The organism is Pseudomonas sediminis (assembly GCF_002741105.1).
Lineage (GTDB): Bacteria > Pseudomonadota > Gammaproteobacteria > Pseudomonadales > Pseudomonadaceae > Aquipseudomonas > Aquipseudomonas sediminis.
The window spans coordinates 421,432-442,809 of record NZ_NIQU01000004.1; the positions used below are offsets into that span (position 1 = coordinate 421,432).

18 protein-coding genes and 1 riboswitch are annotated in these 21,378 nt (G+C 62.9%); of the genes, 14 read left to right on the forward strand and 4 right to left on the reverse strand.

Going from position 1 to position 21,378, the window contains the following annotated elements; translation table 11 throughout:
• Window positions 1-28 precede the first annotated feature (28 nt).
• The 9 genes from atpD (at window position 29) to CDO35_RS22810 (ending at window position 9,341) form a co-directional block, all read left to right on the forward strand.
• Complete coding sequence (atpD, locus tag CDO35_RS12600) at window positions 29-1,405, forward strand: F0F1 ATP synthase subunit beta (RefSeq protein ID WP_099525063.1); 1,377 nt, start codon at window positions 29-31, stop codon at window positions 1,403-1,405.
• Window positions 1,406-1,484: 79 nt separating this feature from the next.
• Window positions 1,485-1,919 carry a F0F1 ATP synthase subunit epsilon gene (locus tag CDO35_RS12605; protein ID WP_099525064.1) on the forward strand — a complete coding sequence of 145 codons (435 nt, stop codon included), beginning with the start codon at window positions 1,485-1,487 and terminating at the stop codon, window positions 1,917-1,919.
• 124 nt (window positions 1,920-2,043) lie between these two features.
• Window positions 2,044-3,402 (forward strand): bifunctional UDP-N-acetylglucosamine diphosphorylase/glucosamine-1-phosphate N-acetyltransferase GlmU, encoded by a 1,359-nt coding sequence (gene glmU, locus CDO35_RS12610; RefSeq protein WP_099525065.1) that lies wholly within the window; start codon window positions 2,044-2,046, stop codon window positions 3,400-3,402.
• A 51-nt stretch (window positions 3,403-3,453) separates the two neighbouring features.
• Window positions 3,454-4,065: a LysE family transporter gene (locus tag CDO35_RS12615; protein WP_099525066.1), complete on the forward strand. Its 612-nt coding sequence runs from the start codon at window positions 3,454-3,456 to the stop codon at window positions 4,063-4,065.
• Between the two features lie 73 nt (window positions 4,066-4,138).
• On the forward strand, window positions 4,139-4,909 hold the full coding sequence (locus tag CDO35_RS12620) for a DeoR/GlpR family DNA-binding transcription regulator (RefSeq protein ID WP_099525067.1): 771 nt from the start codon (window positions 4,139-4,141) through the stop codon (window positions 4,907-4,909).
• A gap of 10 nt (window positions 4,910-4,919) precedes the next feature.
• Window positions 4,920-6,770 (forward strand): glutamine--fructose-6-phosphate transaminase (isomerizing), encoded by a 1,851-nt coding sequence (glmS, locus tag CDO35_RS12625; protein ID WP_099525068.1) that lies wholly within the window; start codon window positions 4,920-4,922, stop codon window positions 6,768-6,770.
• Window positions 6,767-6,997: a hypothetical protein gene (locus CDO35_RS12630; protein WP_099525069.1), complete on the forward strand. Its 231-nt coding sequence runs from the start codon at window positions 6,767-6,769 to the stop codon at window positions 6,995-6,997. Before glmS ends, CDO35_RS12630 begins: the two co-directional genes overlap by 4 nt.
• Window positions 6,998-7,477: 480 nt before the next feature.
• Window positions 7,478-8,773, forward strand: coding sequence for a hypothetical protein (locus tag CDO35_RS12635; RefSeq protein WP_143507330.1), 1,296 nt, complete (start codon window positions 7,478-7,480; stop codon window positions 8,771-8,773).
• Complete coding sequence (locus CDO35_RS22810) at window positions 8,766-9,341, forward strand: hypothetical protein (RefSeq protein ID WP_143507332.1); 576 nt, start codon at window positions 8,766-8,768, stop codon at window positions 9,339-9,341. Before CDO35_RS12635 ends, CDO35_RS22810 begins: the two co-directional genes overlap by 8 nt.
• 51 nt (window positions 9,342-9,392) lie before the next feature.
• Here CDO35_RS22810 and cobM read toward each other — a convergent pair whose 3' ends face one another.
• Window positions 9,393-10,139 carry a precorrin-4 C(11)-methyltransferase gene (gene cobM, locus CDO35_RS12640; RefSeq protein ID WP_099525071.1) on the reverse strand — a complete coding sequence of 249 codons (747 nt, stop codon included), beginning with the start codon at window positions 10,137-10,139 and terminating at the stop codon, window positions 9,393-9,395.
• Window positions 10,136-10,567: a cobalamin biosynthesis protein gene (locus tag CDO35_RS12645; RefSeq protein WP_099525072.1), complete on the reverse strand. Its 432-nt coding sequence runs from the start codon at window positions 10,565-10,567 to the stop codon at window positions 10,136-10,138. The genes cobM and CDO35_RS12645 overlap by 4 nt, the downstream gene beginning before the upstream one ends.
• Before the next feature lie 86 nt (window positions 10,568-10,653).
• A riboswitch (cobalamin riboswitch) is annotated at window positions 10,654-10,850 on the forward strand.
• A gap of 94 nt (window positions 10,851-10,944) precedes the next feature.
• Between CDO35_RS12645 and cobW the strand changes: the two genes are divergently transcribed.
• The 5 genes from cobW to cobF all read left to right on the forward strand — a co-directional run bounded on the left by cobW (window position 10,945) and on the right by cobF (window position 18,611).
• Complete coding sequence (cobW, locus tag CDO35_RS12650) at window positions 10,945-11,994, forward strand: cobalamin biosynthesis protein CobW (protein ID WP_099525073.1); 1,050 nt, start codon at window positions 10,945-10,947, stop codon at window positions 11,992-11,994.
• Window positions 11,995-12,120: 126 nt separating this feature from the next.
• Window positions 12,121-15,867 (forward strand): cobaltochelatase subunit CobN, encoded by a 3,747-nt coding sequence (gene cobN, locus CDO35_RS12655; RefSeq protein ID WP_099525074.1) that lies wholly within the window; start codon window positions 12,121-12,123, stop codon window positions 15,865-15,867.
• 286 nt (window positions 15,868-16,153) lie between these two features.
• Window positions 16,154-17,155, forward strand: coding sequence for a magnesium chelatase ATPase subunit I (locus CDO35_RS12660; RefSeq protein WP_099525075.1), 1,002 nt, complete (start codon window positions 16,154-16,156; stop codon window positions 17,153-17,155).
• Window positions 17,137-17,847, forward strand: coding sequence for a vWA domain-containing protein (locus tag CDO35_RS12665; RefSeq protein WP_243699084.1), 711 nt, complete (start codon window positions 17,137-17,139; stop codon window positions 17,845-17,847). Before CDO35_RS12660 ends, CDO35_RS12665 begins: the two co-directional genes overlap by 19 nt.
• Window positions 17,844-18,611, forward strand: coding sequence for a precorrin-6A synthase (deacetylating) (cobF, locus tag CDO35_RS12670; protein WP_099525077.1), 768 nt, complete (start codon window positions 17,844-17,846; stop codon window positions 18,609-18,611). The genes CDO35_RS12665 and cobF overlap by 4 nt, the downstream gene beginning before the upstream one ends.
• A 92-nt stretch (window positions 18,612-18,703) precedes the next feature.
• Here cobF and CDO35_RS12675 read toward each other — a convergent pair whose 3' ends face one another.
• Both CDO35_RS12675 and CDO35_RS12680 read right to left on the reverse strand, forming a co-directional pair.
• Complete coding sequence (locus CDO35_RS12675) at window positions 18,704-19,216, reverse strand: GNAT family N-acetyltransferase (protein ID WP_099525078.1); 513 nt, start codon at window positions 19,214-19,216, stop codon at window positions 18,704-18,706.
• On the reverse strand, window positions 19,216-21,357 hold the full coding sequence (locus tag CDO35_RS12680; RefSeq protein ID WP_099525079.1) for a TonB-dependent receptor family protein: 2,142 nt from the start codon (window positions 21,355-21,357) through the stop codon (window positions 19,216-19,218). Before CDO35_RS12680 ends, CDO35_RS12675 begins: the two co-directional genes overlap by 1 nt.
• Window positions 21,358-21,378 lie beyond the last annotated feature (21 nt).

Here is a 21,378-nt window from a genome sequence, read left to right on the forward strand (position 1 = left end):
ACGGTTCAAATATTCAGAGGAACCAAAGATGAGTAGCGGACGTATCGTTCAAATCATCGGCGCCGTCATCGACGTGGAATTTCCGCGTGACAAGGTGCCGAGTGTTTATGAAGCGCTGAAAGTAGTTGGCGCCGAAACCACCCTGGAAGTTCAGCAGCAGCTGGGCGACGGTGTGGTACGTACCATTGCGATGGGTTCGACCGAAGGCCTCAAGCGTGGCCTGGACGTCAACAGCACTGGCAAGGCCATCTCCGTACCGGTCGGTAAAGCGACCCTGGGCCGGATCATGGACGTGCTGGGCAACCCGATCGACGAAGCTGGCCCGATCGGTGAAGAAGAGCAGTGGGAAATCCACCGCCCTGCGCCGAGCTATGCCGAACAAGCTGGCTCCAACGAGCTGCTGGAAACCGGCATCAAGGTTATCGACCTGGTCTGCCCGTTCGCCAAGGGCGGTAAAGTCGGTCTGTTCGGTGGTGCCGGTGTCGGCAAGACCGTGAACATGATGGAACTGATCCGTAACATCGCCATCGAGCACAGCGGTTATTCCGTGTTCGCCGGTGTGGGTGAGCGTACTCGTGAGGGTAACGACTTCTACCACGAGATGAAGGACTCCAACGTTCTCGACAAGGTAGCCCTGGTTTACGGTCAGATGAACGAGCCACCAGGCAACCGTCTGCGCGTAGCACTGACCGGCCTGACCATGGCCGAGAAGTTCCGTGACGAAGGTCGTGACGTTCTGCTGTTCGTCGACAACATCTACCGTTACACCCTCGCCGGTACCGAAGTATCCGCACTGCTCGGCCGTATGCCGTCGGCAGTAGGTTACCAGCCGACTCTGGCCGAGGAGATGGGCGTTCTGCAGGAGCGTATTACCTCCACCAAGAAAGGCTCGATCACCTCGATCCAGGCTGTATACGTACCTGCGGACGACCTGACTGACCCGAGCCCGGCGACCACCTTCGCCCACTTGGACGCCACCGTCGTTCTGTCCCGTGACATCGCTTCCCTGGGTATCTACCCGGCCGTTGACCCGCTGGACTCCACCAGCCGTCAGCTGGACCCGAACGTGATCGGCCAGGAACACTACGAGACCGCTCGTGGCGTTCAGTATGTTCTGCAGCGCTACAAAGAGCTGAAGGACATCATTGCGATCCTGGGTATGGACGAGCTGTCCGAAGACGACAAACAGCTGGTATCGCGCGCTCGTAAGATCCAGCGCTTTCTGTCCCAGCCGTTCTTCGTGGCTGAAGTCTTCACCGGTGCCCCGGGCAAGTACGTGTCCCTGAAGGACACCATTGCCGGCTTCAGCGGCATTCTCAAAGGCGACTACGACCACCTGCCGGAACAAGCGTTCTACATGGTAGGCGGCATCGACGAAGCCATCGAGAAAGCCAAGAAACTGTAAGTAACGGGTGCGCCCTCTAGGGGGCGTCCGGGCCGGAGCGGGCAGTAGCCCAATCCGGCCTCTCAACCGAGGCATTGTTATGGCTATGTCAGTCCACTGCGATATCGTCAGTGCGGAAGAAGAGCTGTTCTCGGGGCTGGTGGAAATGGTCATCGCCCACGGTCACCTGGGTGACCTGGGTATCCTGCCGGGCCACACCCCGCTGCTGACCGATCTCAAGCCGGGTCCGGTGCGAGTGATCAAGCAGGGTGGCACCGAGGAGGTGTTCTACATCTCCGGTGGCTTCCTGGAAGTTCAGCCGAGCATGGTGAAGGTTCTTGCCGACACCGCTGTTCGCGCTGGCGACCTGGATGAAGCCGCTGCCATCGAGGCACGCAAGGCTGCCGAGAAGGCGCTGAGCGAAAAGGGCACCGAGTTCGACTACGGCAGTGCTTCGGCACGCCTGGCCGAGGCTGCTGCCCAGCTGCGCACCATCGAAGAGATGCGCAGGAAGTTCGGCGGCCGCAGCCGCTGATCGCGTATCGCGGTATCACGCAAAGGGGCGACTTAGGTCGCCCCTTTGCGTTTCTGGCAAACTAGCGTTCTTTCATGCGGCTCCCTCTGGCCGCGGTCAAATCCTGCCCAGCAAGGAGCTTTCTATGAGTCTGGATATCGTCATTCTTGCCGCCGGTCAGGGCACGCGCATGCGTTCGGCGCTGCCCAAGGTGCTGCACCCGGTCGCCGACAAACCCATGCTGGGGCATGTCATCGACACCGCGCGCAGCCTGCAGCCGCAGAGCATCCAGGTGGTGATCGGTCATGGCGCTGACAAGGTGCGCGAGCGCCTGGCCGCCGACGACCTGAATTTCGTCATCCAGGCCGAACAACTCGGTACCGGTCACGCCGTGGCCCAGGCCCTGCCGCAACTCAGCGCTGATACCGTGCTGATCCTCTACGGCGACGTGCCGCTGATCGAAACGGCTACCCTGCAGCGGCTGATGGCTCTGGTCAGCGACGATCAGCTTGGTCTGCTCACCGTCGAGCTGGCTGACCCCACTGGCTATGGCCGCATCGTGCGCGACGCCGCTGGCGTGGCGCAGGCGATCGTCGAGCACAAGGATGCCAGCGAAGCACAACGGCAGATCCGCGAAGGCAACACCGGCATTCTCGCCGTCCCAGGCAAGCGCCTGGCTGACTGGCTGGGGCGCCTGTCCAACAGCAACGCCCAGGGTGAGTACTACCTGACCGACGTGATCGCCATGGCTGTTGCCGATGGCCTGACCGTGGCCACCGAGCGCGCTGCCGACGAGATGGAAGTGCTCGGCGCCAACGACCGTATCCAGTTGTCGCAGCTTGAATGCCATTACCAGCAGCGCATGGCCCGTCGTCTGATGGCCCAGGGCGTCACCCTGCGCGACCCGCATCGCTTCGACGTGCGTGGTGACGTCAGCGTTGGCCGCGACGTGACCATCGATATCAACGTCATCCTCGAAGGCAAAGTGGTCATCGAAGACGATGTGCAGATCGGCCCGAACTGCGTGATCAAGGACTCGGTGCTGCGCAAGGGTGCCATCGTCAAGGCTAACAGCCACCTGGACGGCGCCGAGATGGGCGAGGGCGCCGATTGCGGCCCGTTCGCTCGCTTGCGTCCAGGCACCAAACTGGGCGCCAAGGCCCATGTGGGTAACTTCGTCGAACTGAAGAATGCGGTGCTGGGCGAAGGCGCCAAAGCAGGCCACCTGAGCTACCTGGGCGATGCCGAGATCGGCGCGCGAACCAACATCGGTGCCGGCACCATCACCTGCAATTACGACGGTGCCAATAAATTCCGCACCGTTATGGGCGAGGACGTATTCATCGGCTCCAACAGCGCTCTGGTGGCGCCGGTCACGCTGGGCGACCGCGCGACGACTGGCGCCGGTTCGGTGGTTACCAGCGATGTGCCGGCCGATACCCTGGCCGTCGGTCGCGCCAAACAGCGCAATATCGAAGGCTGGAAGCGTCCGACCAAGAAGTGAACCCGATCTGGCCGACCAGGCCTGTGGATAACCTGCCGGAGGCAGTTCTGTATGTTCGGTGTGACGGATTACGCCGCCTTCGTGGTGGCCTTCATCATCCTGCTGGCCATTCCCGGGCCGGGTAACCTGGCGTTGATCCTGTCCACCGGCAAGGGCGGCATCCGAGGCGGGCTGGCATCGACCTTTGGCATCATCTTCGGCGACCAGGTGCTGCTGTGGTTGGCAGTCGCCGGGGTCGCCGCGCTGCTCAAGGCTTACCCGGCAGCCTTCCATGTGGTGCAGTGGCTTGGTGCCGCCTACCTGGTCTACCTCGGCCTGCGCATGATCCTGGCCAAGCCCGGTGCGGCGCCGATGCTGGACATCAAGCCGCGCCAGTACCTGTGGCAAACCCTGGTGATCACCGTCTTCAACCCCAAGGCCATCATCTTCTACATGGCCTTCTTCCCGCTGTTCATCGATCCGCTGCGCCATCAGGGCCTGATTACTTTCGGTTTCATGGCCGTGACCATCATGGCGCTGACCTTTCTCTACGGCCTGCTGATCGTGCTGCTGACCCACTTTCTCGCCGAGCGCATGCGCGCCAACCCGCGTATCGCAAGGGGTTTGGAGAAACTGGCGGGGCTGTGTCTGGTCGGCTTCGGGGTCAAGCTGACGCTGAACTGATCGGTAGACGCTTGCGGGCTTTTCGATCATATGTTTTGATTCGCGCCATTATCTTTCGAATCGAAACTTAAGCATGTCGAAGCGCAACACGCCGCAGCGTCGTCACACCATCCTTGCCTTGCTCGCCGAGCAGGGCGAGGTGTCGGTGGATGCCCTGGCTCAGCACTTCGCCACCAGCGAAGTGACCATTCGCAAAGACCTCGCCGCCCTGGAAACAAACGGTCTGTTGTTGCGTCGCTATGGCGGTGCGGTGCCGGTACCGCAGGAATTGATCAGCGAGCCGACGCAGTTCATTTCCCCACACAAGCAGGCGATTGCGCGCGCTGGCGTGGCGCGTATCCGCGAGCATGCACGGATCATCATCGACAGTGGCACCACCACGGCGGCGATGATTCCGCAGCTTGGTTACAAACCAGGCCTGGTGGTCATGACCAACTCGCTCAATGTGGCCAACGCGCTGCGCGATATCGAGCACGAGCCGGTGTTGTTGATGACCGGCGGCACCTGGGACCCGCATTCGGAATCCTTCCAGGGCCAGGTGGCCGAGCAGGTGCTGCGTTCCTACGACTTCGACCAGTTGTTCATCGGCGCCGATGGCATCGACCTGGAGCGTGGTACCACCACCTTCAACGAGCTGCTCGGTCTGTCGCGAGTGATGGCCGAGGTGGCTCGCGAGGTCATCGTCATGGTCGAGAGCGACAAGATCGGCCGGCGTATTCCCAATCTGGAACTGCCCTGGAGCAGCTTCCACACCCTGATTACCGATGAGCGCCTGGATACCCAGGCCGCCGAACAGATACGCGCGCGCGGTATCCAGCTGATCCTCGCGCCGCTGGAAAACTAAGGAGAACCCCATGTGTGGAATCGTAGGCGCCATCGCTGAGCGCAACATCACCCCGGTGCTGGTCGAAGGCCTCAAGCGCCTGGAATACCGCGGCTACGACAGCGCCGGTGTAGCGCTGCTGACCGAGCAGGGTGCACTGGATCGCCGTCGCCGTGTCGGCAAGGTCAGCGAACTGCAGGCCGCGCTGGACGCCGAGCCGCTGGCCGGGCGTCTGGGCATCGCCCACACGCGCTGGGCCACTCACGGTGCGCCGAGCGAGCGCAATGCTCACCCACACTTCTCCGGCCAGGATCTGGCCGTGGTGCACAACGGCATCATCGAGAACCACGAAGCGCTGCGTGAGCGTCTCAAGGGCATGGGCTACGTGTTCAGCTCCGACACCGACACCGAAACCATCGTCCACCTGCTCGATCACAAGCTGCAGCAGTTCGGCGACCTCTCGGCCGCGCTCAAGGCCGCCATCCCGGAACTGCACGGTGCTTACGGCCTGGCCGTGATCAGCGCCAAGCAGCCGGATCGCCTGCTCGCCGCGCGCAGTGGCAGCCCGCTGGTGATCGGTCTCGGCCTTGGGGAAAACTTCCTCGCTTCTGACCAGTTGGCCCTGCGCCAGGTCACCGACCGCTTCATGTATCTGGAAGAAGGCGATATCGCCGAAATCCGCCGTGACGGCGTGCAGATCTGGGACGCAGCCGGTCAGCCGGTGCAGCGCGAAGCCGTGCAGTACCATGAAGGTGCCGAGGCCGCCGACAAGGGCGAGTACCGCCACTTCATGCTCAAGGAAATCCACGAGCAGCCCAAGGTGGTGCAACGCACCCTGGAGAGCCGACTGGGCAGCGACCACGTGCTGGTGCAGGCCCTCGGCCCGCAGGCGGCCGAGCTGTTTGCCAAGGTGAAGAACGTACAGATCGTCGCCTGCGGCACCAGCTACCACGCCGGCATGGTCGCCCGTTACTGGCTGGAAGAACTGGCCGGGATTCCCTGTCAGGTCGAAGTGGCCAGCGAGTTCCGCTACCGCAAGGTGGTGGTGCAGCCGGACACCCTGTTCGTCAGCGTTTCGCAGTCTGGCGAAACCGCCGACACCCTGGCCGCACTGCGCAACGCCAAGGAGAAGGCACCAGGGCAGGGCGGCTACCTGGCCAGCCTGGTGATCTGCAACGTCGGCACCAGCTCGCTGGTGCGCGAATCCGACCTGTGCCTGCTGACCCAGGCCGGCCCGGAAATCGGCGTGGCTTCGACCAAGGCCTTCACTACCCAGCTGGTCGGCCTGATGCTGCTGACCCTGTCCCTCGGCCAGGTGCACGGCACCCTGGATAAGGCGCTGGAAGCGCAACTGGTCGACGAGCTGCGTCGCCTGCCGACCCGTCTGGGCGAAGCCCTGGCCATGGACAAGACCGTGGAGAAAATCTCCGAACTGTTCGCCGAGAAGCACCACAGCCTGTTCCTCGGCCGTGGCGCGCAGTATCCGGTGGCCATGGAAGGGGCACTCAAGCTCAAGGAAATCTCCTACATCCACGCCGAAGCCTATCCGGCTGGTGAGCTCAAGCACGGCCCGCTGGCCCTGGTCGACGCCGATATGCCGGTGGTTACCGTGGCGCCGAACAACGAGCTGCTGGAAAAGCTTAAGTCCAACCTGCAGGAAGTCCGTGCGCGTGGCGGCGAGCTGATCGTCTTCGCCGACCAGCAGGCGGGTATGAGTAACGGCGAGGGTACTCATGTGGTGGCCATGCCGCATATCCATGACCTGCTCGCGCCGATTCTCTACACCGTGCCGCTGCAGTTGCTGTCGTATTACGTCGCCGTACTCAAGGGCACCGACGTTGACCAGCCGCGTAACCTGGCCAAGAGTGTGACAGTCGAATGAAGCGCGAGGACGTAATCAAGCGGTTGGCCGATGGCGTGGTGTTCCACACCCAGGTCATGGTCAACCCGGCCAATACCAGCGAATGGATCGTGTTCTTCAACAAGGATGCGGGCCGCAGCTTCTTTCTGGTGGACGATGCTGAGCAGGTGCAGACTTTTACCAGTCTGGATGCGTTGATGATCGAACTACGCGGCTTGGGCATCAAACGGGTGGAAGTACAGCTCTGAGGAGGGAGTTGCCAACAGTTAACGTGGATTATCCTGTGGATATCCTGGGTAAGCTCTTCTGTATCGATTGCCCGCTGCGGGATACAGCGTTTTGTACAAAAAATGAGCCCGCTGTAATGTATATCCACAGGATATCTGGATAAGTATTTTCCAATCCTGTTGATAAGGTTGCGTAAGCCCCGTAATTATTGATATCCAGAGCACGGTACAATTTTTATTCGATAGATTGAAATAGCCCGCTGGCCGTTATAAGCATCCGTTCGGGTGCTGATGCGCAACGCTATTCTCTAACCACTTGTGTGAATTTGCGGGCATTTTGCAGGGGAAAGAGCGGGTAGCATGTCAGGGAATGCTTTGAACCGCGTATATGGGAATAGCTATCACGCCTTCAGAGCAGTGGTGGCAGATAGCTTTTCAGCCCTATCCGAGACAGGCTTGCCTCTCTTGGAGTCAGTGAGCTAAAGGACAGGTGTATCAAGGATGAGACTTCTACCGCTGGCATTGCGCTGGCTTGGCACCATTATCGTTGTGCTCTCAAGCCCTGCGTTGCAGGCAACACCTGCACATGGTCTGGAGATTCCGGGTTTTGGCCGCGCCATATCGATGAATGAGGTCAACGCATTTCTCGACCAGGGCAAGCGTTTTTCCTACAAGGGGAAGCAACTGCAGCCGGTCGGTGACTGGTACCAGAGCAACAGCCGCTATTACCTGCTAGGTGATGGCAGGACACTGTTGGCAGTAGGCACGGGCAAGGAGGTTCTGTCATTTGAGCACTTCAAGACGGGCGCCCAACTGATTCGTATCCATGAGACCGGCGTCCCGGTCGCAGTTCCGCTCAGCACGTTCACCATGCTTGGGTGGCCGCAGAGCAATCCCGATTTGCGGGTGTTTCCCCAATTCGGTTTGGCACTGTCCGCATCGACAGGTGAGCTGCGTAAATACTCGGTTGCGCCCTATGGCGGTGATGGCCTGCTGTTGGTTGCGCCAGACCTCAGTCGTGCAGTCTCGCGCAATCCTTATGGGCCCGTTGTTCTGATTGAGCCGGGTAACGGGCTGATCGGCATGATCTGGCCCGACGAGAAGACGTTGGAAGAAGCCCGTGAGGAAGTCCGCCTCGAGGGACGGCGCCTGAGTGCTACAGATAGATATGACCATGGTTCGCAGTTTGGTCTGTTCGAGCCCTATGCAAAATATCAATGGACGCATAGGAACTTCGACTGGTACCGCGTCGGCGGGCAATGGCATCTTCGCGGCCTTGGTAAAACCACGGAGCCAGAGCCAGTTTCGACGGATTTCTATAAATTCTTGCAAAGCTATTATCAAAGTCTGGTTAAAACCGGAAAGCCATTACCATGGCGTAACTTCCGTGCAGGCCACCCCGGTATCAAAGTACTACCTGTCGATGACGCTCGATTAATGCCGCCCTGCAATTGTGGCGTGAATTATTACGACGGCAATGAATTGCCATTGGCTTTTTCTCTGGAACGTCCTCTTGGTTTATTTGGTATTGAGGTAGACGCTTTCGGCCTGTCAGGCGAGAGGCTCAGGCCACGTCTTTACACGCGCATGAAGCTGGACACGATATTGTCGACCATGACTCAGCATTTCGCTTCGCATGGGCTGCGTATGGAGCGTCTCAATGAGGATCATCATGTCATCAGAGGCGGGGCAGTGAAGCTATTCGTAAGGGTCTATCGGACTGCTGATCCCGCTACCCTGGCTGTAGATCTGGCCAATCACGGAGCGTCTGATTGTGTGGAGTGCTACGGTGACTGAATCAAAAGGTCTTTCTTGTTGGATGCTCGTTGTTCTGTCGTTACTTGTTATGGCGGGATGTCGTTCATATGAATACACACCAACCGTACCCAGCGCAGAGTTTGAAGAAAGTAAAAGCCTGGGCAGCATCGAAGTGCGATACGCACATGCCAAAGATAATCCGCCTACGTTAGATAGCGCCTTTCGCCGTAATGTAATAGATACGGATATGGGGTTTGTAGGTACTTATGTTATTGGTATGGTCTATCCCACGCTGAAGGTCGATGAAGACTATTCATCGGTTAAATTGACAGGGGAAGCGTTGGGTGACGGGCATTGGCGATTTCTTATTCCCTCTAAATCGGGTTGGAATGGCCCACAGGATTTGAACCTGTATTTTGCCAATAGGGATCTATTCCTATTTCGCTTTCTTGAGGGGCAGAGTTGCTTGAGTGAGTACTCACTCGATACACCGGGCAGGGAAGCGCTTCAGGTTAAAGTGAATCTCAAAAAGGCAGGCTCAGGCTGCCTGCTGCCGTGTTCGCCTTCGCAGAATGATCCCAATAGGTGCTCTCATTTCTGGCGTTGAGCGCCGAGGTTCCCGGTTCTCCGAGAGTCCGGTTTCGTAAAAACTTAATGGCTACGGCCTGTACAGGTGCTTGTGCCGGGCGTCGTACAGCGCCGACTCGGCAAACGCGCCGGGGTCAAGCACGCGTCCGACGAGGATCAACGCCGTGCGGCGAAAGTCCTTGGCGGCGACCTTTTCTTCGATATCGGCCAGGGTGCCCAGTACCCAGTCCTGGTCCGGCCAGCTCGCTCTGTGGATAACCGCGATGGGGCAGTCGGCGCTGTAGTGCGGTAGCAATTCGGCCACGATCGCCGGTAGCTGGCGTACGCCGAGGTGGATGGCCATAGTCGCGCGGTGTCTGGCCAGGTCATGCAACTGCTCACCCTCGGGCATCGGCGAGGTGGTGCCGTAGCGAGTGAGGATCAGCGTCTGGGCGATGCCGGGCAAGGTCAGCTCGGATTCCAATAACGCCGCGCAGGCAGCGGTGGCAGTGACTCCGGGGATTATCTCGAAGGGGATGCCGAGCGACCGCAGCTCGCGAATCTGCTCGCCGATGGCGCCATACAGTGAAGGGTCGCCGGAATGCACACGGGCGACGTCCTGACCGCGCTCATGGGCCTGATGCAGCAGGTTGATGATTTCACCAAGATTCAGCTCGGCGGTATTCACCACCTGCTTTGCGCTGTGACCCTGCAGCACTGCCTCGGGCACCAGCGAGCCGGCATACAGAATGACCGGGCACGAGCGGATCAGGCGTTGGCCCTTGACGGTGATCAGCTCGGGATCGCCGGGGCCGGCACCGATAAAGTAGACGGTCATGCGGATTCTCTGTCGAATGTGGCCAGCGCACAGGTGGCGCTTGCGCTGCGGTTCTTCACGCCGAGCAACTGCGCGCTGCTGCCCAGGCGGGTGGCCAGTGCCAGGGCACAGGGTTCTGCCACGGCGGGGCTGCCGGTGGTGGATTGCGTGAGCCGGTTGGCAGGGTGTGTCGACTGGTAGGGTATGAGGTCGTCGGGGGTGAAGAAGCTCAGTTCCAGATTCAGGTGCTTGGCCAGCTCATGCAGCCCCGGCTCGTGTTGCTTATGTGCAATGCTGGCCAACCCGGTGAGGTTATCCACAGTCAGCCCATGTTGCGCCAGGCTGTGAGCCAGCAGGTCGAGTAGTTCGTCCTGTGCACAACCACGTCGACAGCCCAGGCCGGCAACCACCCAGGGGGCTGCGAGGAGATCGAGGTGGCTGGCGGTCATGAGCGGCATTCGTGTCGGGGGGTGACGTAGCTCATCATGGCACCTGCCAGCGGTCAACCGCGATTGACCGGCCGCCGCGGCCTGCGTAGCCTTCTCGCTTTCGAGGTTCTTCCCGGCAAGCCGCCGGGGAGCTAAGAGGGAACAGGGTCGATGCCCTGGCTGCCCCCGCAACTGTAAACGGTCTTAAACCCTTCAATGCACCACTGCTCTATAGCGGGAAGGTGAAGGGATGCGCGTAGCGCAAACCGTGAGCCAGGAGACCTGCCTCGATACACAGCCACATGCTCGGACGGGGTGATCCGACGCGGCCAGCACGCTCTTGCGTGCCCGCCTGCGCGTACCCGTCCGCCGAACTTAACGACGCCACGGGGCCCTCCATGAAAACCCTCGCCAAACTGCCTGTCACCATCGTCACCGGTTTTCTCGGTGCCGGCAAAACCACTTTGCTGCGTCACCTGCTGGCCAATGCCGGCGGCCGCCGTATTGCGGTGATCGTCAACGAGTTCGGCGAGCTGGGTATCGACGGTGAAATCCTCAAGCAGTGCTCCATCGGCTGCAGCGAGGAGGAGGCCAATGGCCGTGTCTTCGAGCTGGCCAACGGCTGCCTGTGCTGCACCGTGCAGGAAGAGTTCTTCCCGGTGATGCGCGAGCTGGTGGCGCGCCGTGGCGATCTTGACCATATCCTTATCGAAACCAGCGGCCTGGCCCTGCCCAAGCCGTTGGTGCAGGCCTTCAACTGGCCGGAAATCCGCAATGCCTGTACGGTCGACGCGGTGATCACTGTGGTCGACAGCCCGGCAGTGATCGCTGGCACCTTCGCCGCCTTCCCTGATCAGGTGGACGAACAGCGCAAGCTCGACCCCAACCTCGACCACGAATCGCCGCTGCACGAGCTGTTCGCCGACCAACTGGCCAGTGCCGACCTGGTGATCCTCAACAAGGCCGATCTGCTCGATGCCGAGGCGCTGGCTGCAGTGCGTGCCGAGGTGGCCGAGGAATTGCCGCCAGCGGTCAAGGTGATTGAGGCGCACGGCGGCGAACTGCCGCTGGGCGTGCTGCTGGGTCTGAACAGCGAAACCGAGCTGCATATCGACAGTCGTCGCACCCATCATGACGATGAAGACGAGGATCACGATCACGAGGAGTTCGACTCGTTCCACGTGGAACTACCGGAAACAGAGGAGGCGCGCCTGCTGGCCGCGCTGAAGGACGCTGTGGCCAAGTACGGCATTCTGCGGGTGAAGGGCTTCGCAGCGATTCCTGGCAAACCCATGCGCTTGCTGGTGCAGGGCGTTGGCCAGCGCTTCGACCGCCACTTCGACCGCGCCTGGCAGGCCGACGAGCCGCGCCTGAGCCGCCTGGTGGTGATCGGCCAGCAGCTCGACCGCGCGGCTATCGAGGCCGAGCTGAAAGCGGCGCTGGCTTGATACAGAGCGTAGGGCGTACTTGATCGTGGGCGGACTCAGGAGCGAAGCGAACAGTCCGCCGGATAACTGAGTCCACCCTACGGCGCTAAGACCAATCGCGGCTAAAGCCCCTCCCACAGAGCGAATATGCATCTTCTGCGCACCCAGCCCGGCGCCCAACTGCCGGCCGACAGCATCGCCGACCTTGGCCAGACGCCTGCCGAGCTGGTGATCCTGTGCACGGGGGATTCGCACCTGTCGTTGCTGGCCGAGGCCGCCCGGCAACTGCCGGAGGACTACCCCAGCCTGCGCCTGGCCAGTCCGGCGCAACTGAGCAACAACGCCTCGGTGGATTATTACGTCGAGCAGGTGCTGCAGCATGCCAAGGTCATCCTGATCTCCGTGCATGGCGGGGTGAGCTACTGGCGCTATGGCGTGGAGCGCCTGGTGGAACTGGGCGCGCGTGGTGCCATGGTGATCATGGTGCCGGGCGACGACAAATCCGACCCGGAGCTGAATGCCCTCGGCAACGTCGCCGAGGAAGACAGCCAGCGCCTCTGGCAGTACCTGCGCCAGGGCGGGCTGGACAACGCCCGCCAGTTGTTCCACTGCATCGGTAGCCGCTGGCTGGGGCGCGACGATGCCTGGCAGGAGCCGCAACCGCTGCCTCGCGTTGGCCTCTATCATCCGCAGCGTAGCCCGGCAGCCCTGGCTGACTGGCAGGCGCAGTGGCAGCCGGATGCGCCCGTAGTGGCGCTGCTGTTCTACCGCAACCATGTGCAATCGGCGAACACCGCCTTCGTCGATACCTTCTGCCAGCACCTTATCGCTCAGGGGCTCAACCCGCTGCCGATTGCCGTGGCCAGCCTCAAGGAGCCGGCCTGCCTGAATCAGGTACAGGCCTGGTTGGACGAGACGAGCACCGCGCTGATCATCAATACCACCGGCTTTGCCCTGTCCAATCCCGAGGCGCCGCAGGCGCGGGTGTTTCGCCGGGATATCCCGGTGCTGCAGGCCATCTGTTCGCTGGATAACCACACGCAGTGGCAGGCCAGCGCCCAAGGCTTGGGCTCGCGTGACCTGGCCATGCATGTGGTGCTGCCCGAGCTGGATGGCCGGCTGATCGGCACCGCCATCAGCTTCAAGGGCCTGGCCTGGCGCAGCGAGCGTAGCCAGAGCGATGTGGTGTGCTACCAGGCGCACGAGTCAGGTATGGCCTACGTCTCCGAAATAGCACGTAACTGGTGTCAGTTGGCGATTAAAAGCAACGATCAGAAGCGAATCGGTCTGATCCTGGCCAACTACCCGACCCGCGATGGCCGCATCGGCAACGGCGTCGGCCTGGATACACCGGCTGCTGCGCTGAATATCCTCCGCGCCCTGCAGGCCCAGGGTTATCCGGTGGATAACCTGCCCGATAGCGGGACTGCACTTGTCCACAACCTGCTGGGTGGCGTTACCAACGATCTGGATGGTTTGGATACGCGGCCCTGCGCACAGAGCCTGGCGCTGGACGACTACCTGGCGTTTTTCCACAGTCTGCCGGCGGCCAACCAACAGGCGGTGCGCGAGCGCTGGGGCGAGCCGCAGGCCGACCCGATGTTCCGCAGTGGGCGCATGATGGTCGCCGGTCTGCGTTTCGGCTTGACCTTCGTCGGCATCCAGCCGGCACGTGGCTATCAGCTCGACCCGGCGGCGGTCTACCACGACCCCGACCTGGTGCCGCCGCACGGCTATATCGCCTTCTATGCCTGGCTGCGCACGGCGTTTGCCGCCGATGCGCTGATCCACGTCGGTAAGCACGGCAATCTGGAATGGTTGCCGGGCAAGAGCGTTGGCCTCTCCGAAGGCTGCTGGCCGCAGGCGCTGATCGGCCCGCTCCCCAACGTCTATCCCTTTATCGTCAACGATCCGGGCGAGGGCGCGCAGGCCAAGCGCCGCACCCAGGCAGTGATCATCGATCACCTGATGCCGCCGCTGACCCGTGCCGAGAGTTACGGCCCGCTGCGCGATCTGGAGCGTCTGGCCGACGAGTATTACGACGCCAGCCAGCTCGACCAGCGCCGCGCCGTGGAGCTGCGTGGTGAGATTCTGGCCAAGGTGCGCGAGGCCAGCCTCGACCGCGAGCTGGGCCTGCAACTCAACGACGACGGCGATAGCTGGCTACCGCAGCTCGACGCCTACCTGTGCGACCTCAAGGAATCGCAGATCCGCGATGGCCTGCATGTGTTCGGCGAATCGCCCGTCGGGCAACTGCGTCGTGACACCCTGCTGGCGCTGCTGCGCATCCCCCGGGGCGACGGCCAGGGCGCCAATGCCAGCCTGCTGCGCGCGCTGGCCCGAGGCCTGGAACTGGGCCTCGATCCACTGGACTGCGATATGGGCCAGCTCTGGCAAGGGCTGCGTCCACGGGCGTTGCAGGCTGTGGATAACAGCCTGTGGCGTACCGTCGGCGATACCCGCGAGCGCCTTGAGCTGCTGGCGCTAAGCTTGATCGAACAGCGTTTGGCAGGAGAGCGCAGCGAAGCCTTTGGTGCCGAGGTGGCGCTGATTCTCGACGGCTTGGCCGAGCATATCGCGCCGCTGTTGGATGCCTGTGGCGACGCCGAGATGAGCGGCCTGCTGGCGTCGCTGGAAGGGCGTTTCGTGCCCGCCGGGCCGAGTGGCGCGCCCAGTCGCGGCCGCCTTGACGTACTGCCCACCGGACGCAACTTCTTCACCGTCGATGTGCGCCACCTGCCCACGCCGACCGCCTGGCGCCTCGGCGTGCAGGCGGCGGATCGCCTGTTGGAGCGCCATCTGCAAGACGAAGGCGACCACCTGCGCCATCTTGGCCTGTCGATGTGGGGCACGGCGACCATGCGCACCGGCGGTGACGATATCGCCCAGGCCCTGGCGTTGATGGGCGTGCGCCCGGTATGGCAGCCCGGCAGCCAGCGCGTCGAGCGCTTCGAGGTATTGCCGCTGGAACAGCTCGGTCGGCCCCGGGTGGACGTGACCCTGCGCGTGTCGGGCTTCTTTCGCGATGCCTTCAGCAACCTGATCCGCCTGTTCGACGAGGCCGTGCAGGCGGTGATCGAGCTGGACGAGCCGGAAGACATGAACCCGCTGTCAGCGCGGGTCTGGCGCGAATCGCTGGCGCTCAAGGACGGCGGCCTGGATGAAGCCGAAGCACGTCGGCAGGCCGGCTGGCGGGTGTTCGGCGCCAAGCCGGGGGCCTATGGCGCCGGGGTGCAAAACGCCATCGAGGAGCGCCTGTGGCAGAGTCGCGCGGATCTCGCCGAGGTCTACCTCAACTGGGGCGGGTACGCCTACGGCAGCGGCGCCGAGGGGCTGCCTGCGCGGCAGCGCTTCGTCGAGCGTCTGGAACAGATGCAGGCGGTGCTGCACAACCAGGATAACCGTGAGCACGACATCCTCGATTCCAACGACTACTACCAGTTCCAGGGCGGCATGCTGGCGGCGGTGGAAACCCTGCGTGGGCTCAAGGTGGCCAGCTACTTCGGCGATAACAGCCAGCCGGACACGCCGCGCATTCGTAGCCTCAAGGAAGAACTCAATCGCGTGGTGCGTGCCCGCGCCGCCAACCCCAAATGGATCGAGGGCATGAAGCGCCACGGCTACAAGGGCGCCTTCGAACTGGCCGCGACCATCGACTACCTATTCGCCTTCGATGCCACCAGCGAGCTGGTCGATGACCACCAGTACGCGCTGCTGACCGATGCATACCTGCTCGACAAGGACACCCGCGACTTTATCCAGCAGCACAACCCGGGGGCGCTCAACGATATTCTCGAACGCCTGCTGGAAGCCCAGCAGCGCGGCCTGTGGGAGAATCCCGGCGAGTACCGCGAAGCGCTGGAAAACCTGTTGCTCGATAGCGAAGAATCATGAAGCGACTCGTTCCCGTAGGGTGGGCTAGCCGCCTGGCGCGGTTGCCAGCCAACTCGCAGAAGCGGGTGCGGCGTAACCCACCATTGGCGCCACACGATATGTCGCCTGGCGGGTTACGCGGCGCGCTAATTCCCTGTGCGGATGCACTATCAGCGCTATGCGCCGCTAACCCACCCTACGGGTGCAGCATGCCCATCGTGGGAGGCGCTTCAGCGGCGACAAGCTCGCGGCTAAAGCCCCTCCCACAACAGCCTGGTGCGACCCTTTACCTCCACGGATCACAGCCATGACCGAACATCACTTCCCCCTCTCCGCCGTGGTCGGTGCCGACTCGCTGAAGCTGGCGCTGTGCCTGGCGGCTATCGATCCGGCTATCGGCGGGGTACTGATCGAAGGCCCACGCGGCATGGCCAAGTCGACCCTGGCCCGTGGCCTGGCCGACCTGCTGGATGGAGGGCGCTTCGTCACGCTGCCGCTGGGCGCCAGCGAGGAGCGCATCGTTGGCACGCTGGATCTGGACGCGGCGCTGGGCGAAGGCCGCGCGCAGTTTTCCCCCGGCCTGCTGGCCCGCGCCGATGGCGGCGTGCTCTATGTTGATGAGGTCAACCTGCTGCCGGATCATCTGGTCGATCTGCTGCTCGATGCCGCCGCCAGCGGCGTCAACCATGTCGAGCGTGACGGCATCTCCCATCGGCATGCCGCACGCTTCGTGCTGATCGGCACCATGAACGCCGAGGAAGGTGAACTGCGCCCGCAACTGCTCGACCGCTTCGGCCTCAACCTGGCCCTGGACGGTCAGCCGCAACCGGCCGAGCGTGCCGAGATCGTCCGCCGCCGTTTAGCCTTCGATGCTGGCCCCGAAACTTTCCTGCAACGCTGGCAGGGCGAGCAGGCCGCCCTGGCTGAACGCTGCCGCAATGCTCGCCAGCTCTTGGCCGATATCCCGTTGGATGATGCCGCCCTGAGCGAGATCAGCCAGCGCTGCTTCGCTGCGGGTGTCGATGGTCTGCGCGCCGATCTGGTCTGGCTGCGTGCCGCCCGTGCTCATGCCGCCTGGCGTGGTGCGGCGGGCATCGGGCCTGCAGATATTGATGCGGTGGCGGACTTCGTCCTGCGCCATCGCCGTCGTCAGCAGCAACCACCGGCCGCCACGCCGCCCGAGCAGAGCCAGGCGCCGCAGCAGGCGCAGGAACAGAGCCAGGGTGAAGGCCAGTGGGGCGAGCTGCCGGCGCAGCCGCAGGCTATGGGCGAGCGGCGCGTACCGCCGCGCTGGCCAAAAAAGCCCTGAGCATCCGCCCGCACACAGCCACAGGCGTGGATGCCCGTAACCGGCCGGGACGACTTGGCGGCGGCCTGCGTGGCGCTGTCCGCAGCGGCGCGGGCGGGCGTATCGACTGGCCGGCGACCCTGCGTCAGGGCCGACCGCAACGCCGCGAACAGCTCGTATTGCGCCCGCGCAGCCAGCAGGCCGGCGAGCTGTGGCTGGTGCTGGTGGATGCCTCCGCCTCGACCCGTCGCCACGGCGCGCTGAGCCTGGCCAAGGGTGTGCTCGCCGAGCTGTTCGACAGCGCCTATCGTCAGCGCGCGCGCCTGGCCGTTCTGCAGGCCGGTGGCCGCGAGGCGCAATGGCTGTGGCAGGGACGCAAGGCCAGCGCCGAGCTGCACCGCTGGTTGCACGAGCTGGGTGCTGGTGGCGGTACGCCGCTGCTCGATGCACTGAATCAGGCGGGCGACTGGCTGTTGCGTCGGCAACGAGCGAAACCGAGCGAACGCCAGCGACTGCTGATCCTCACCGATGGTCGCCTGCGTGACCTGCCAAACCTGCCGCCGCTGCCGTGCCCAACCCTGCTGCTCGATACCGAACGCGCGCCCATCCGCCTGGGCCGCGCCCGCCAACTGGCGCAGGCGCTGCAGGCCGATTATCAACATATCGACGACCTGGCGCCCGGCGTGCCGGGGCGCACCTGGAGAACCCCATGAAAACCCTGCTGCTGGTCGGCATCGGCGCCGGCGACCCGGACTACATCACCTACCAGGCGATCAAGGCGCTGCGCCGCAGCGACGTGATCTTCCTGATGGACAAGGGGGCGGCCAAGCACAAGCTCAACGCCTTGCGCCGCGAGATCTGCACACGCTTTCTCGAAGGCCACACGCCGCGCTTCGCCGAAGGCCAGCAGCCGGAGCGCGAACGCGAGGCGGCGGACTATCGTGCCAGCGTCGACGAACTCAACCGCGACAAGCAGGCGGTGTTCGAGCAACTGATCGACGAGCAGATGGCCGATGGCGAGACGGCGGCCTTTATGGTCTGGGGCGACCCGTCGCTGTACGACAGCAGCATCCGCATCATCGAGGCCATCGCCGCTCGGCGCAGCGACTTCGTCTATGACGTGATTCCCGGCATCACCAGCCTGCAGGCGCTGACCGCGCGCCACCGTATCCCGCTCAACAGCATCGGTCGCGCCGTGGAAATCACCACCGGCCGCCTGCTCGCCGAAGGCTGGCCGCAAGGCGTGGACAGCGTGGCGGTGATGCTCGATGCCAAGGACACCTACCGCCGCTTCGTCGGCCAGAGCCTGCATATCTACTGGGGCGCGTACGTTGGCACCGCCGATGAAATCCTGATTGCCGGCCCGCTGGACGAGGTGGCCGAACGTATCGCCACGACCCGCGCGGAAGCGCGCGAGCGCAATGGGTGGATCATGGATAGTTATTTGTTGAGAAAGGAGGCTGCAGTGGGGGCGTGACGTTAGAAGCGGTGGACAAGAAGAGCGTTGTCCACCCTACCTGCAATCGTTCACACCCCGATGATGCAGCAGTATCGGAAGATCGTTAAAAATCAGTTTCCGCTGGGTAATTCGCAGATTTCTTCCTGATAAACCCGCATCCCACGTGCCCGGTAATTAGCTAGCGCAGCCGGGTGATCGAAGGTGCAGGTGTGCACCCAAACACGCTCTGTACCTGGCCACTGCCAGGCCGATTGAACGGCATGGCTGAGCAATGGGCCGCCGAAGCCGCGGTCGAGAAACTGTGGAGCCAGGCCGAAGTAACGGATCTCCGCATTGTGACCGTCAGGACGAAATAGCTCGTAGTAACCAGCGATGGCGCCCCGGTGATAGGCGACCCAGGTTCGGTGCGCTGGATTTTCGACCATGGCTTGCCACTGTGCATCGTCCCAGCTATCCAGATCACCCCATTCCCAAGTCGAGCCGACCAGTTGATAGAGGAAACGGTTGAGTGCCGGTTGTGGCTCTTCGCACTCGACGATTTGCAGGTCGCTACGCTGAGGCTTGGCCTTCAGCTGGTCAGGCGAGGTCATCTCCAGATAGTACGTGGTGTACGTCTGCGCCATCAGAGCCAACTCCAAGAAATTCCCGTATACACCCCAAACCCTTCACCAGGCGTGGAGCGCGCCACATCCGCACGGTTGTCGTTATAGCCCGGCGTCACGGTGGCGGCGTAGCGTTTGTCGGTCAGGTTGCGCAGGTCGAGCCAGGCCTGCCAATCGTCTTTGGGGGAGGCGTAGCCGAGGGTGGCGCCGAAGGTGGCGTAGGCATCGGCGTAATAAGAGTTGGCGTAGTCCACCGCGACCTTGGAGGCGTACTGGGTGTTGAGGCCGGCGTAGAAGCCGCTCGGGTGGTCGTAGCGAACCTCGGCCTGGTAGTAGTGGCGCGGCAGGCCGGGCAGGCGGTTGCCGCCGAATTCGTCGTCGTCGCGGTAGTGGAAATCACTGAAGGAGTAAGCCTGGCGCAGGCTCAGGGCGCCGGCCGCGCCGCCTTGCCACAGCGGGCTGGTCAGGCCGGCTTCGATGCCCTGATGCACTGTGGGGCTGGCGTTGGATTCGGCGAAGACGTTGTTCTCGATCTCGACGGTCAGCAGTTCGTGGCGCACCTGCGAGTAGTAGTAGGCCAGATCCCATTCACCAATGACCGAGTCACCGCGGGCGCCGACCTCGAAGGTGGTTGCGGTCTGGTTATCCAGTGAGACCGGTGCCCGTTGCCGCGCGTTGTACGGCTGGCCCGGTGCGTTGAAGCGTCGTGGTGAGCCCCAGATCATCGACCAGGCATGTGGCGGTTCCACCGAGCGGCTGATATTGCCGTACAGCTGCACCTCGGGGTTGAGCTGGTAACGCAGGCCGATGCGCGGCGCGTAGTCCCAGGTGCTTTCGTCTAGCTTGTCGTCATTGGCTGGCCAGGTCACCTGTACTTCACGGCGGGTATGGATCAACGCCAGGCCACTGGTCAGCCACAGATCGGGGGCCAGCTGCAGCTCGTTGCTTAAATGCAGCACGCTGTCCGAGCCCAGGTGCTCGTAGGCCCGCATCAGGGTGCCTGCGGGGTAGACGGTGCCATCCACGGTCATCGGCAGGGTAGCGTTTTCCCTGGACTTGCTGCTTGGCAGGCTGGTGGTATTGCGAAAGCCGATGGTGGTCGTGCTATCCAGGCCGAACAGGGTGTGCCGGCGCGTGTAGTTCAGTGTCGCGCTGACATCGCTGTAGTCCACGCGGATGCGATAGGCGCTGTCGCGGTAGGCGGTTTCGGCGAAGTCCATCGGGTAATGGTGGTAGGCCAGGCCGGCCACCAGGGTGGAGTCGTCGTCGATGCGCCAGGTGGTCTTGTTGGCGATCCAGGTGCTGCCGGGTTGGTCGCGGTAGGCGTCGATGCGCAGGTTGTTGGCGGCTGCGGCGCGCGGGTCATGCTCGATCTGCGCTTTGGTCAGGCGGCCGGGAATATCATGCTCGGTCTCGCGGTAGCGCAGGTAGAAGCGCGTCTCCAGATTCTCGTTGATCCGGTAGCCGAAGTTGCCGGCGATGCCTTTGCCTTTGCCCGAGGAGTGATCCTGATAGCCGTCGGTTTCGCTGTCGGTGAGGGCGAGGTAATAGTCGAAATCGCCCAGCACCTGGCCGGAGGCGATGCTGCGCTTCTGGTAGCCACGGCTGCCCGCTTCGTAGCGCAGTTGCAGCTTGGGCGCGGTATAGCCGGTGTGGGTGATGTAGTCGATGGCGCCGCCCAGGGCCAGCGAACCACGGTCGAAGCCGTTGGCGCCGCGCAGCACTTCGGCGCGACTTATCCACAGCGGTTCCAGCAGTTCGTAAGGCGTGCCGCCAGGGCCGGTCAGTGGCAGGCCGTCGAGCATGATATGGGTGCCGGAGGCGTGCGAGCCGGTGCCGCGGTTGATGCCCGAGCCGCGCACGCTGATCTTCACCCCTTCGTTGCCGGGGGACTGCGCGTAGACGCCTGGCTGGTAGGCCAGCACATCGGCGACGCCAGCCACGCGGCCTTGTTCGACCTTGGCCATATCCACCACATTGGTGGCCCCAGGGACGCGCTTGAGCTCCTCGCGCGCGGCCTCAACTTCACTTACCTGTTCGCCGGTTACCTGCAGTGAATCGAGTTGCACGGGCTCTTCGGCGAAGGCGCTGTGGCCGCTCAGGCAGGCGAGGGCGAGCAGGGTGAGGTGGGCAGGTTGGCGGGAAAACGGCAGGGGCAGCATGCAAGGGCTCCGTTGAGCGGG